Origin of the sequence: Arthrobacter pullicola (genome assembly GCF_014836875.1) — a bacterium.
GTDB classification, from domain to species: domain Bacteria; phylum Actinomycetota; class Actinomycetes; order Actinomycetales; family Micrococcaceae; genus Arthrobacter_B; species Arthrobacter_B pullicola.
In genome coordinates, this window is the sequence record NZ_JACSQC010000005.1 from 306,686 (window position 1) to 319,535 (window position 12,850).

Annotated in this window: 13 protein-coding genes; 2 read left to right on the forward strand and 11 right to left on the reverse strand. The window is 65.5% G+C overall.

The window, feature by feature from the left end; translation table 11 throughout:
• Window positions 1-22 precede the first annotated feature (22 nt).
• The 6 genes from H9638_RS12630 to H9638_RS12655 form a co-directional block, all read right to left on the reverse strand.
• Window positions 23-376 carry a PRC-barrel domain-containing protein gene (locus tag H9638_RS12630; protein ID WP_225217354.1) on the reverse strand — a complete coding sequence of 118 codons (354 nt, stop codon included), beginning with the start codon at window positions 374-376 and terminating at the stop codon, window positions 23-25.
• A 60-nt stretch (window positions 377-436) separates the two neighbouring features.
• Window positions 437-1,657 carry a mechanosensitive ion channel family protein gene (locus tag H9638_RS12635; RefSeq protein WP_191747812.1) on the reverse strand — a complete coding sequence of 407 codons (1,221 nt, stop codon included), beginning with the start codon at window positions 1,655-1,657 and terminating at the stop codon, window positions 437-439.
• A 127-nt stretch (window positions 1,658-1,784) separates the two neighbouring features.
• Window positions 1,785-2,834, reverse strand: a complete 1,050-nt coding sequence (locus tag H9638_RS12640) for an iron-siderophore ABC transporter substrate-binding protein (protein WP_191747813.1) — start codon at window positions 2,832-2,834, stop codon at window positions 1,785-1,787.
• Window positions 2,835-2,957: 123 nt separating this feature from the next.
• Window positions 2,958-4,184, reverse strand: coding sequence for an NAD(P)/FAD-dependent oxidoreductase (locus H9638_RS12645; protein WP_191747815.1), 1,227 nt, complete (start codon window positions 4,182-4,184; stop codon window positions 2,958-2,960).
• 2 nt (window positions 4,185-4,186) lie between these two features.
• Window positions 4,187-4,531 carry a bifunctional 3-phenylpropionate/cinnamic acid dioxygenase ferredoxin subunit gene (locus H9638_RS12650; protein WP_191747817.1) on the reverse strand — a complete coding sequence of 115 codons (345 nt, stop codon included), beginning with the start codon at window positions 4,529-4,531 and terminating at the stop codon, window positions 4,187-4,189.
• 52 nt (window positions 4,532-4,583) lie between these two features.
• Window positions 4,584-5,021 carry a MarR family transcriptional regulator gene (locus H9638_RS12655; protein WP_191747819.1) on the reverse strand — a complete coding sequence of 146 codons (438 nt, stop codon included), beginning with the start codon at window positions 5,019-5,021 and terminating at the stop codon, window positions 4,584-4,586.
• A 276-nt stretch (window positions 5,022-5,297) separates the two neighbouring features.
• Between H9638_RS12655 and H9638_RS12660 the strand changes: the two genes are divergently transcribed.
• Window positions 5,298-7,277 (forward strand): acyl-CoA dehydrogenase family protein, encoded by a 1,980-nt coding sequence (locus tag H9638_RS12660; RefSeq protein ID WP_191747821.1) that lies wholly within the window; start codon window positions 5,298-5,300, stop codon window positions 7,275-7,277.
• A gap of 55 nt (window positions 7,278-7,332) precedes the next feature.
• On the opposite strand, the gene fmdA is transcribed toward H9638_RS12660, so the two are convergent.
• Together fmdA and H9638_RS12670 are read right to left on the reverse strand one after the other, a co-directional pair.
• Entirely contained in the window at window positions 7,333-8,589 is a 1,257-nt protein-coding gene (gene fmdA, locus H9638_RS12665) for a formamidase (RefSeq protein WP_191747823.1), read from the reverse strand.
• A 25-nt stretch (window positions 8,590-8,614) separates the two neighbouring features.
• Window positions 8,615-8,908 (reverse strand): FmdB family zinc ribbon protein, encoded by a 294-nt coding sequence (locus H9638_RS12670; RefSeq protein WP_191747825.1) that lies wholly within the window; start codon window positions 8,906-8,908, stop codon window positions 8,615-8,617.
• 324 nt (window positions 8,909-9,232) lie between these two features.
• Between H9638_RS12670 and H9638_RS12675 the strand changes: the two genes are divergently transcribed.
• Window positions 9,233-10,027: an SDR family oxidoreductase gene (locus H9638_RS12675; protein ID WP_225217355.1), complete on the forward strand. Its 795-nt coding sequence runs from the start codon at window positions 9,233-9,235 to the stop codon at window positions 10,025-10,027.
• Between the two features lie 31 nt (window positions 10,028-10,058).
• Here H9638_RS12675 and H9638_RS12680 read toward each other — a convergent pair whose 3' ends face one another.
• The 3 genes from H9638_RS12680 to H9638_RS12685 all read right to left on the reverse strand — a co-directional run bounded on the left by H9638_RS12680 (window position 10,059) and on the right by H9638_RS12685 (window position 12,785).
• Window positions 10,059-11,096, reverse strand: a complete 1,038-nt coding sequence (locus tag H9638_RS12680; RefSeq protein WP_191747827.1) for an NAD(P)-dependent alcohol dehydrogenase — start codon at window positions 11,094-11,096, stop codon at window positions 10,059-10,061.
• A gap of 154 nt (window positions 11,097-11,250) precedes the next feature.
• Entirely contained in the window at window positions 11,251-11,352 is a 102-nt protein-coding gene (locus H9638_RS17185; protein ID WP_449657918.1) for an MFS transporter small subunit, read from the reverse strand.
• Window positions 11,349-12,785 (reverse strand): OFA family MFS transporter, encoded by a 1,437-nt coding sequence (locus tag H9638_RS12685; protein ID WP_191747829.1) that lies wholly within the window; start codon window positions 12,783-12,785, stop codon window positions 11,349-11,351. Before H9638_RS12685 ends, H9638_RS17185 begins: the two co-directional genes overlap by 4 nt.
• Between the last annotated feature and the right edge of the window lie 65 nt (window positions 12,786-12,850).

Consider the following 12,850-nt stretch of genomic DNA (forward strand, 5'->3'; position numbering starts at 1 on the left):
CCGCTGCCAACCTGTGCAGACGTCACCAGCCTTTGTAGTAGTCCTCCAGCGCCGCTTCCTCGTCCGGGGTCAGCGCACCCTCGTGGTCCATGTCCGGGGAGTCTTCGATCGCCTTCCGGGAGTAGTTGACGTAGAGGTCGTCGTCGTCGCGGCGGGCTCCAGCCAGCGGCACGAAGTACTGACGGCCTTCAAACAGGCCCAGTGCCACCGTGACCCAGGCAGGCTCCCCGGTGGCACGGTCCAAGTGGACGTTGCCCACCAGCCCCAGCCGTTCACCATCCTTGGCCCAGACCGTGCAGCCCTGCAATTCGTGGATCACGTACTGGTCAACCATGTCTCCGGTTTCCTCTCCGTCGTCTTCCGCAGTCCACCGCATGCTGCGCCGGCCGCGCCGTGGGTATCATTCCAGCCCTCTCCACCCCCGGGTTGTCAACACCTAGCGGTCGGTGTGCTCGTCCCGGTCCTCCCAGACATCGGCTCCGGGACCGGCAAAACTGCGGTTGCGCTCAACCGCATCAATGCTGCCGGTGAACAGCTGCGACGTGCTGGTGTCCTCCAGATCGCCGCCGGGGTTCCGCCGCGTCCCCCGCCGCCGTGGGGCAAGGTCCCTGGCGGTTTCGGTGAGCTGCTCGAACCGCTGCCGCGGCAGCGCGGACGGGTGGTTCTGCTGCAGGAAGGACACCATGGACTCGCGCACCAGGCACCGGAGATCAAAGAGCGTGCCGCTGTCCGGAGCGGACACGAGAATCCGTACCCGGACGAGCCCCTGGACGGCGTCCGTCACCTGCAGGACGCTGGTCCGCCCATCCCAGAGGTCGGTACCGGCCAGGATCCGCTTCAGCTCCCCACGCAGTTCCGTGACCGGCGTTTCCCAGTCGAGGTCCAGTTCCACGGTGCCCAGAATGTCCGAGTGCTTCCGCGTCCAGTTTTCGAAGGGCGTGGAGGTGAAGTACGTGGAGGGCAGGATCATTCGGCGGTCGTCCCAGATGTGAACCACCACGTACGTCATGGTGATTTCCTCGATCTTACCCCACTGACCTTCCACCACTACGACGTCGTCCACCCGGATCGCGTCGGTGAAGGCCAGCTGCAGTCCAGCGAAGACATTGCCCAGGGTGCTCTGCACCGCCAGGCCGGCGACGATGGAGAGCAGGCCGGCCGAGGCAAGAAGGCCCGCACCCAGCGCCCGGACCTCGTCGATGGTCAGCAGCACACAAGCCACTGCCACGGTGATGACCAGCGCCACGGCGACGCGGCGGCCCAGGATGATCTGCGTTTTCAGCCGGCGCAGCCGCCGGTTGTCCTTGGTGTCAGTGTCGTACTTCGTCAGCACCACGGCTTCGACGATCAGCAGGGTAACGACGGCGAGCCAGCCGATCGCCGCGATCAGGCTGATGACCAGGACATAGTCCACAGCCCCATACCAAGACTCAGACCTGGCAGTGGCGGAAAGCGCGATCCGGGAGCCGATCAGGGCGAGGACCAGCCGCAGCGGGTTGCGTCCCAGTGCACTCACTTCCCGGATCCGTGGGACTTTCCGGAAGATGCGCGTGGTGGAGCTGCGGACGATCCGCGCGGCAACGAGCGCTGCCGCGACAGCCGCGACGACGGCGATCAGCGGTTTGAGTGGATCGATGACATCAAAGAATTCCTGCATCCTGCTGATAATGGCAAACCCCCCGGGGTGCCTGTCCAATTATGTGATCTGCGTCCGCTATGCAGGGACCTAAACGAAAATACCCCTTCGGCCGGGAGACCGAAGGGGTATTTGCGGGACTGCGGAATTACTTCACCTGTGCTGCGGCCTCGCCGAGAAGCGGAACAAAGTTGTCCAGGGCGTAGGGGATGCTCAGGACATTCGCCGCGGAGATGGACAGGGTCAGCGTGTTGTCCGAATCTGCCACGAGTCCGCCGTTCTTGACGGCCGGGATTTGGCTCAGCAGCGGATCGGCGACTATCGCTTCCTTGGCGGCGTCGTCGGCCACCCAGCTCACGAACAGGTCAGCTTCGAGCTCGTTGGCGCGTTCCGGTGACCAAGTCAGATAGAACGCGTCAGCAGGTGCGTTCTCATCAACGATCGGCGCCTGGACCATTCCCAGTTCCTTCAGGAACTTGGGGCGGTTGTCACCGGAGGTGTAGATGGAGATCTGGTCGGCACCGGCCGTGGTGTCGAGGTTGCCGTAGATGAAGCTGGTTCCGGCGAGCTCCGGGTATTCGGCCGCCTTGTCGGTGATGGCCTTCTCGGTTTCCTCCACGAGCTTGGCGGCTTCCTCGCTCTTGCCGAGGGCTTCACCAATCATGGTGGCGGAGTCCTGCCAGGACGTGTAGTACGGGACGTCCGGGTAGGCGACCACGGGTGCGATCGAGCTGAGCTTCTCGTAGTCCTCCTGCGTGATGCCGGAGTACGCAGCGAGGATCACATCCGGATTGGTGGCTGCGATTTCGTCGAAGTTGATGCCGTCAGTTTCCGGGTACTGGACCGGAGCGTTCTCCGAGCCGATCGGTGCGCCGAGCTCTTCAAGTGCCTGGTCGATCCACGGGGTCGTGCCGTTTTCGTTGCCGCCCCACTCGTAGAGCGGCATACCTACGGGAACGACTCCGAGTGCCAGCGCGGTGTCGGTGTTGACCCAGGAGACGGTTGCGACGCGCTCGGGGACGGCGTCGATGGTGGTCTCACCGAAGGCATGCTCGATGGTGACCGGGAACTGGTCGCTGGAAGCGGCGGCGCTGCCGGAGCCCGAGTCCGACGACGTCGAACCCGTGGAGCAGGCGGACAGGGACAGCACGGCGACGGCAGCGACGGCCGCAAGACTGCGCATGCGGGACAGGGCCATGGGGGCTCCTAGATATTTGCAAATGTGGATGGGGATGCCGGATTTTTTCCGGCAAGGTAAGGCTAACCTACGAAGCGGGGAAATACGCAACGCGCATGTGCCCTAATGGGTGAAGGGTTCCGGTTAGGGGCGGGAGCGGACCAAGCGGCGCAGGTCAGTGGCGGGATCGGCAAGCTGGTCTGCAGAGACCGGCTTTTTCAGCGCTATCAGCCGGCGGGCAGCACGCAGGGTGTTGCCGGCGTCCACTCCTGCCGCGCCTGCCAGGGTGCCGTCCGGCGCAGTGCGGAAGACGACGTAGCCCGGCCCAGGCGAGCCGCGCTCCACCGTTTTCCCCTCACCTGCCATGCTTCCCACGGCTTCGGCATGGACGCCGTGACGGTCAGTCCAGAACCAGGGCACAGCCTCCGGTTCCGGCTCCCCGCCGAGGATCCCGGCAGCGGCGGCACGGCCTGATCGGACGGCAGAGTCCCAGTGTTCAGAGCGGCGGGCAAGGACTCCGCCGGTTCGACGGCGCACGGAATCGCCTGCCGCGAAGACACGGGGATGGCTGGTGCGACCGGCGGCGTCAACCAGTACGCCATCATCCACTGCAATACCCGCATCCTCGGCAAGGCGCGTATCAGGCACCATTCCGACCGCAGCCAGCACGGCATCCGCGTCAATGAGGGACCCGTCATCGAGGAGCACCGTGCAGCCCTTTGGACCCGGGAGCACATCCACCGGCAGTCCGGTGATGGTCTTGATGCCTGCTTCAGCGTGCATCGAGTGCAGGTACGCAGCAAGTTCCTGCCCCACGGCCGGAACCAGCGGGACGGGGACGGGATCAATGAGCACGACGGCGGTTCCCAGCGCCGCGGCGGTCGAGGCAACTTCGGCGCCAATCAATCCGGCCCCGATGATCGCGAGCCGCTTTCCCGCGCCCAGCTGGGGGCGCAGGGCATCGGCGTCGGACTTAGTCCGCAGTGTGTGGACCCGGGCGGTCCCCGGGAAGCGGGGCGTGCGGGCTGCTCCCCCGGTGGCGAGCAGCAGGATATCTGCGTGGAGTACTGTGCCGCCGGCCAGCGTGAGCGTTCCCGCGCCGGGATCGATCGCGAGCGCGGTGCCGGTTACCAGCTCAACGGCATTTGCGCTGAACCAGTCCGGGGCGGCGAGCGCCAGGCCGGAGGTTTCCAGCGCCCCCGCCAGGTACGCCTTGCTCAGCGGCGGCCTGTCGTGCGGTTGTCCGGCAGGGTCAATCAGCGTGACGTTACCGGCGTATCCGCGCTGCCGCAGCTGCGCGGCAGCGCTGAATCCGGCCGGGCCGGCGCCGATAATCGCTACGGATTCGGGCTGGCAGGCGGTATCGGCCATGATTAGGAGGCGGAGGGGGTAACGCCGGGGTAGAGGATGACGTCGCCGTCAATAACCTCCACACGGTGGGCAACGGCGTCGACAGTGGCGGGAAGGCACATCGCTGCACCGGTTTTAAGGCAGAAGCGGGCGGAATGGACGGGGCATTCGACTTCGCCGTCCTCAATCCAGCCTTCTGCCAGGGACGCTTCTTCATGGGTGCAGGTGTCGTTCAGGGCGTAGAAGTTACCGTCGTCGCTGTGGAAGACGGCAATGTCATCCCCCGTTCCGGCGGTCTGCGAATCCACAGTGACTGCCTCGCCCTCGTCGATCTCTACTGCTGCGGCTACGCGGATACCTTCGCTCATGGTTCCACGTTACCTCGCGGCAGCGGCCGGCTGTCGGCGCGCTCCACGGGCTTCAGGCACCGGCGGTGCCGTATTGGCGGCTGCTTTCCAGTTCAGTAATGAGCGAGATCAATTCACGGCGAAGCGCCGGGCGCAGTTCGGCGATGAGGTTTTGGCCCTCCAGGCGGATCGCGTCCTCGAGGGCCGTGCGCCCGTAGTCGGAAATGTCCACGGCGCGGCGCGGAGCACCATGGGCGTCATCGCCGAGTTCGTTGACCAGGCCCTGTGCCTGCATGCTGACCAGCGTGGTCCCCAGCGTCTGCGCAGTGACCCGCAGCCGGCGGGCGAGCTCCGCCCGCCGCATCGGGCCCGCATCCCGCAGCACCTTTAACGCGGTCACCCGCTCCTGGGTCAAGCCCATGGCACGGAGCCGATTATCCATTTCCCGGCGCAGCATCCGCGCTGCTGTGGACAACAGCCGAATGGCCTCCCAATCAGCATCATTCTGCATTCCCTGGTTCCCCCTGAAATAGCTGTGGCTGGCGTTCCAAATCCTCAGTGTACTTACTATCCAAACCTCAGGGCAGGGGTGACTGTCAAGCTCACCCCTGCTGCTGCGGCCCCAAACTGACGGATCCCGCTGGCCAACCGTGCGGGATCGCCCGCAGCTGCATCCGGGTTATCCGTTACCCCTTTACCGGCCAGTAGTAACGCGTAGCATGGTCGGCACAGCGAGCCGGGGCTGCACGGGAGCGGTCCTGACCAACCAGGCACTAGGGGAAAACACATGAGTTCCACTAATCTGCAGGATGCCCAAAACACCGGCGCGGACGATTCCGTCCGCAGGCTCCGGGAACGCGAGGTCAGTGAGAAGGACGCCCGAGATGTCGCCGAAGCATCGCGGATCACTGACGAGCAGCGGCCGAGTTTCGCCAAGGGGATTTATCTGGGCGACTTCGACCTCTCCCTGATCCGCCCGCACCCGGCTCTCCCGCGGGTGGAGACCGAACGTTCGGAGAAGTTCCTGGCCGACCTCACCGCGTACTGCGCCACCCTGGACGGCCAGCTCATCGAAAGCACCGGAATCATCCCGGACGAGTACCTCAGCGGCCTGGCGGAGCTGGGCGTTTTCGGCATCAAGATCCCCCGGAAATACGGTGGGCTGGGGCTTTCCCTGCTTTACTACGGCCGGGCCCTGATGATCCTGGGCACCGTGCATCCCAGCCTCGGAGCCCTGGTTTCCGCTGATTTGTCCATCGGCGTGCCGGAGCCCGTGAAGGTGTTCGGCACCGAGGAACAGCGCCAGGAGTACCTGCCGCGCTGCGCCGCCGGCGCCATCACCGCGTTTCTGCTTACCGAACCCGACGTCGGCTCGGACCCGGCGCGGATGCGCACCACAGCGGTCCCTTCCGCGGACGGCAGCGAATACGTGCTGGACGGCGTGAAGCTCTGGACCACCAACGGCGTGATCGCTGAGCTCGTCGTCGTAATGGCCGCTGTCCCGCCGCACGACGGCCAGAAGGGCGGCATCAGCGCCTTCATCGTGGAGATGGATGCGCCCGGCATCACCGTGGAGAACCGCAACAACTTCATGGGCCTGCGCGGCATCGAGAACGGGGTGACCCGGCTCCGCGGCGTCCGCGTCCCGGCCCGGAACATGGTGGGCCGCGAAGGCCAGGGGCTGAAGATTGCGCTGACCACCCTGAACACGGGGCGGCTGTCCATTCCCGCGATGTGCGCGGCGGGAGGAAAATGGTCGCTGAAGATCGCCCGCGGCTGGTCCGGGGCCCGCGAGCAGTGGGGCAGGCCGATCGGACGCCATGAGGCCGTAGGCAAGAAGCTGGCCTTCATTGCCGCCACCACGTTTGCCCTGGAATCGGTGTTTGAACTTTCTGCGGAAATGGCCGACGCCGGCACCAAGGACATTCGGATCGAGGCGGCGCTGGCCAAACTGTGGGCCAGCGAAATGGCCTACAACATTGCCGACGAACTGGTGCAGGTACGCGGCGGGCGCGGCTTCGAAACCGCAGCGTCCCTGGCCGCGCGGGGAGAGCGCGCGGTGGCGGCGGAACAGCAGCTCCGGGATCTGCGGATCAACCGGGTCTTCGAAGGTTCCACGGAGATCATGCACCTGCTGATCGCCCGTGAGGCCGTGGACGCCCACCTGCGGGCGGCCGGGGACCTCGCGGTCGCGGATGCCGCGCTGGGTAACAAGGTGAAAGCCGGAGCCAAGGCCAGCGGATTCTACGGCAAGTGGCTGCCCACGCTGGCTGTGGGACGGGGGAACGTGCCGACGTCGTACGCCGAGTTTGGCCCGCTGGGCAAGCATCTGCGTTACGCCGAGCGGGCGTCGCGGAAGCTGGCACGCTCCACCTTCTACGGCATGGCCCGCTGGCAGGCCGGACTGGAACACCACCAGGCGTTCCTCGGCCGGATTGTGGACATCGGGGCGGAACTGTTCGCGATGTCCGCGGTCTGCATGAAGGCCGAGACGATCCGGCAGCGGGATGCCGGCGAAGGTGCCACAGCCTTCGAGCTTGCTGACACCTTCTGCGCCCAATCCCGGGTCCGGGTCGACGCTCTGTTCACCGAGCTGTGGAAAAACTCCGATCCGGAGGATCATCGGCTCTCAAAGAAGGTGCTGGACGGCCGCTATACCTGGCTGGAAGAAGGCATCCTGGACCAGTCGGAGGGTACAGGCCCGTGGATCTCCGCCTGGGCCACCGACGGCTCGCCCAAGGAGAACCTGCATCGGAAGTACCGGTAGTTCCGCCGCCGGCCGCCGGCCCAGGCCCAGGCCAAGCCTGGCCTGGGCCGGCCGCTCAGCGGTTGCTGGCCCGCGGTGCCCCCATGCCCGGATCGATTTGGAACGGCCCGGAGCTGGAGGGCCGCACATCGAAGTCGAAGATCGACGTCGGGATGTACACCGTGGAACAGGAATTCGGAATGTCCACCACGCCGGACAGCCGGCCCTCGATGGGAGCGGCGCCGAGCAGCAGATAAGCCTGTTCGGGGCTGTAGCCAAACTTGGTCAGGTAGTCGATCGCGTGCAGGCAGGCACGCTGGTAGGACAGGTGCGAATCGAGGTAGCGCTGCTCGCCGTCGAGCGTCACCGATGTCCCGGAGAACGCAATCCACTCGCTGAACTGAGGATCCACGTTGCCGGGCATGAAGATCGCATTCTCGTGGACGCCGTACGTGTCCATACCGCCCTTGATGATGTCCACCCGCAGATCGATGAAGCCGCCCATCTCAATGGCGCCGCAGAAGGTGATTTCGCCGTCGCCCTGGGAGAAGTGGAGGTCGCCGACGGACAGGTTCGCTCCGTCCACGAACACCGGATAGAAGATCCTTGATCCCTTGGAGAGGTTCTTGATGTCCTGGTTGCCGCCGTTTTCCCGCGGGGGTGCCGTGCGCGCGGCTTCACTGCCGACGCGGCTCCAGTCCTCCCGGGGCAGTCCGCCCAGGACAGCGTGTTCGGCTTCCGGCGGGAGGGCCAGCGGCGGAACCCGGTGCGGGTCCGTGGCGATCAGATCGCCCTCGCGCTTGTTCCATTTGGCAAGCAGGGATGCCGACGGCGCGGTGCCCATGAGCCCGGGATGGATCAGTCCGGTGAAGGAGACACCGGGAACGTGGCGGGAGGTGGCCGTCTGGCCGTTGAAATCCCAGATGGCCTTGTATGCGTCAGGGAACTGCTCCGTCAGGAACCCTCCCCCGTTCTCCTTGGCGAAAATCCCCGTGTAGCCCCAGCCCTGCCCGGCGAGCGGGCCGGAATCCTCCTGCGGAATGGGCCCGACGTCGAGGATGTCCACCACCAGCAGGTCGCCCGGCTTCGCACCTTCCACCCCGAATGGCCCGCTGAGCTTGTGGACGGTCAGCAGCGGAGCGTTGAGGATGTCCTCCGCAGAATCGTCGTTGACGACTGCGCCGTCGAACCATTCCCGGCAGTCCACCCGGAAAGACTCCCCCGGTTTCACTACGGCAACAGGAGGAATTTCCGGATGCCACCGGTTGTGGCCGAGTTTTTCCTGGTCCTCGAACTTCTTCGAGGAATCGAGGGGAAAGACGACTTGAGGCATAACTTCTCCTTTGAAATTGTGGCGCTTAGTCGGGTCTTGGGAGTTTTTGGTGGAGCGGATTCAGGGTGGTTCCGCCGGCATTGGATGGGTGCCGGCGTCCTCCGGGAGAGCTGACGACGGCGGGCTCCGAAGCGGAGCGGGCCGAGTCTTCGATCAGCCGGTAGGCGCTGGTGGAGGAGCGGGAAAGATGCGGGGCGGTGAACCTGCGCCGTGAGGGCGTGCCGCAACCCGGGCACTGCGCCGATTCGGGGACCTGCCCCATTGAAGCCTGGATCTCGAAGTCCTGGCACTCCGGGCAGCGGTAAGCGTAGAGCGGCATCACGGACCTTTCCGCAACTGAAGCCGCCTTCACCGGCTCCGACGGCCCGCAGAAGTCGCTGGCCCTAGCTGCAATTGACCTGCAGATTTTTCAGTAGAACTGCCTCTGAATGGGTGGCCAACCGCCGTGGGAAAGGGCCTGACAGGCCCTTCGGCGATTGTTCATCACCCTAATTAGGCCAGGTACTGGCGGTCAATGGTTTGTCAGGTTGCCCGGCCGCACAGCGCCAGCGGCCTTGACACCCGGACCGGCGCCTGCACAGACTCGGCCGTCCGGACGCTCCGGACCTGCAACAGGGATCCCCCCGCCGACGAAGGGACGCAGATGAGCACCAACCCCATGCAGAACCCCGGTGGTTTCCGCCGCTTGGAAGGCAAGACGGCCCTGGTCACCGGTGCCAGCCGCGGAATCGGCCTGGCAGTCGCCCATCGGTTCGTGGCGGAGGGTGCAAAGGTGCTCCTCACCGCCCGCGCCCAGGGGCCGCTGGACGAGGCGGCCGCCGGTTTTCCGCCCGGAACGGTCCTCGCTGTTGCCGGGAATTCCACCGACGCAGTCCATCAGCGCGAGGCGCTGGATGCCGTGGCCTCGGAGTTCGGCCGTTTGGATGTGCTGGTCAACAACGCCGGGACCAACCCGGTCTATGGGCCCCTGCTGGACCTGGACCTGGAGGCCGCCCGGAAAATCATGGACGTTAATGTCCTGGGTGCCCTGGCCTGGACCCAGGCCGCCTGCCGGCATCCGAAAGCCGGATTCACCAGCGGCGGAGGGTCGGTGATCAATATGTCTTCCGTCAGTGCGCAGACCCCGGCGAAAGGCATCGCCTTTTATGGCATCAGCAAGGCCGCCCTGGAGCAGCTCACCCGCTCCCTCGCCGTCGAACTGGCCCCGGAAATCCGCGTGAACGCGCTGGCTCCGGCAGTGGTCAAGACGCGCTTCTCCCGGGCCCTGTATGAGGGCCGGGAGGAGCAGGTGGCGGGCAGCTATCCGCTGGGCCGGCTCGGCAGCCCCGGGGATGTGGCAGCGGCGGCGGCTTTTCTGGCCTCCAACGACGCCGCGTGGGTCACCGGACAGGTTTTGACCCTCGACGGCGGCCTGCTGCTCGCCGGCGGGTCGGCCTGAAGCTAGCCGGTTTGAGCGGGCCAGCAGGAGGCTAGGGAACCACGACGGCGCGGCCCACCAGCTGGTTGTTTTTCAGCTTTTCGTACGCCTCCGGTGCCTTCTCCAGGGAGAACACTTCCGTGTGCACGTTGATGCTTCCGTGCCGGGCCAGCTCCAGCACCTCGAAGAGTTCGGTTCGCGATCCCCAGTAGGGGGCACGGATGGTGGTTTCCCAGGACGACGTCGCGGCGAGCCCCACCGGGAGCGTTCCAGATCCAACTCCCACCAGCACCTGGTCGCCCTGGGACCGGACCATGGCCTGCCCCAGGTCCAGGGTGGACTGGACGGTCACGAAGTCGAAGACGGCATCAACGCCCAGTCCGTTGGTCAGGTCCTTGATCATGTCCACGGCACCGGCCTCGGAGGGGAAGGAATACTGGGCGCCGACGGAGGCCGCCAGGTCCAGTTTCGCCTTGTCCACGTCCAGCGCAACCACGGTAGCGGCGGTAAGCGAGCGCAGAATCTGGATGGCCACGTGTCCCAGGCCTCCAACGCCGATCACAACGGCAGTCGACCCGGAATGCAGTTTCTCCAGGGATCCCTTGATCGCGTGGTACGGAGTCAGGCCGGCGTCGGTCAGCGATACGTTTTTCACCGGATCCAGGTCGCCGAGCGGCACCAGGTGACGGGCGCTGTCCACAACGAGGTATTCCGCCATGGCTCCCGGCGCACCAAGTCCGGGAGGAGCAATGCCGTACTCGCCGGCGTTGCGGCAGTAGTTTTCCCGTCCGGACGAACACTCGTAGCAGAGGCCGCACCCCCAGGGCCCGTACACGGCCATGGATTGTCCCTCTTCGACGTGCTTAACTCCTGCGCCGATCTTGTCCACCACCCCGGCGGCTTCATGGCCAAGGGTCAGCGGCAGTCCGTACACGTACTGGTCCTTGGGCAGAGACATGATGAATTCGTCCGAATGGCATACGCCGGCGGCGGTGACTTTCAGCCGGACCTGCCCGGGTCCTGGCTCGGGAGTTTCGATCTCGACGATTTCCGGGGCGGCACCCAGGCTGCGGTACTGAAGAGCCTTCATGGCATGCTCCTGTCTCCGCACCGGCGGATCCCGCCAGCACGGGTGGATGGATTTGCCCCTTAAGCGTGGCACCGATCAGCCAATTACACAGCCCCAGCCGGCCGTCCAGCCCATGGAAAGCGGCGGGCTGGACAGCCGGATGCGGATCTGCGGATCAGCTGAATAGTGCGGCGGCTTTGGTCAGCGTCTGGAAAACGCCGTAGGCCAGTGGGATACCCACCAGCAGCCAGCTGAAAACGAGTTTCGTGTTGCTCATCGGTTTCCTCCTTCGAGATTGAGATCAAGGCTGGCGGATTCACTGCCGGCCGGGGAGCTCTCTGCACGCGCCGGGGTCTTGGCGGGTTCGTGGAACCTATCGGAGACCGGTTGGACCAGCAGGTTGGCGATGAACCCGATGATCAGGAGTCCCACCATGGTCAGCAGCGCGGGCTGGTACGCCTGCGCCGTCAGCTCCCCGGGGGTGCCCTGCGCATCCAGGAACGAGTTCACGATCAGCGGCCCGGCAATGCCGGCCGCGGACCAGGCAGTGAGCAGCCGGCCATGGATGGCACCGACCTGGAAGGTTCCGAAGAGGTCCCGGAGGTAGGCCGGCACCGTGGCAAACCCGCCGCCGTAAAAGGACAGGATCACAAACGCCAGCAGCACATAGAGGATGGTCGAGGACGAGCCGAACATGGCCAGCAGGACGTAGCAGACCGCACCGACGCCGAGGTAGACCATGTAGATCCGCTTCCGGCCGATCACGTCGGAGGTGGCGGACCAGGCGAACCGCCCGCCCATGTTGCCGATCGAGAGCAGTCCCACGAAACCACCGGCGACGGCGGCAGTTACCAAGGAGGCGCCGTCGGGCTGGCGGAAGAAGTCCTGAATCATGGGCGCAGCCTGTTCCAGGATGCCGATTCCGGCGGTGACGTTGCAGAACAGCACGATCCAAACCAGCCAGAACTGGCGGGTCTTGATGGCATTCGCGGCCGAGACGTGGGCGGTGGTGACGAGGGGTTTGCTGGCCACGCTTGCGGGGTCGAATCCGTCCGGTTTCCATCCGTCGGCCGGCACGCGGATGGTCCATGCCCCGTAGAGCATATACAGCAGGTAGACGACTCCAAAGGTGATGAAGAGCTTACCGACGGCATCGCCGCTGGCTACCCAGCCCTCGGTGCCGGAGTCCGGGTCGTAGAAGGCCAGCAGGGCGGAGGAGAGCGGGCTGGCGATCAGTGCGCCGCCGCCGAATCCCATGATGGCCATGCCGGTGGCCAGGCCCGGCCGGTCCGGGAACCATTTGATCAGGGTGGAAACCGGCGAAATGTAACCGATACCCAGTCCGATGCCGCCCAGGAAGCCGTAGCCGACGTAGACCAGCCAGAGCTGCCCGGTGAAGATGCCGAGGGCGCCGACCATAAAGCCGCCGGACCAGAAGACTGCCGAGACGAACATCGCCTTGCGCGGCCCGTTGCGGTCCACCCAGGTCCCCATCACCGCAGCTGAGAGCCCCAGCATCACGATCGCGACGGAGAAGATCACGCCGATCTGGGTCAGGCTGGCATCGAAATACTCAACCAGCGCGGTCTTGTAGACGCTGGTCGCGTATGCCTGGCCAATACAGAGGTGGACGGCAAGTGCCGCTGGAGGGATGAGCCACCGGTTGAATCCCGGCGGGGCAATGGTGCGTTCACGGTCCAGCCAGCTCATCCGAACTCCAATGTTCTTCTGCGGTCTTTGGTTGCCGGCGCCGCCAAGGCGGCGCCGGCATGCGC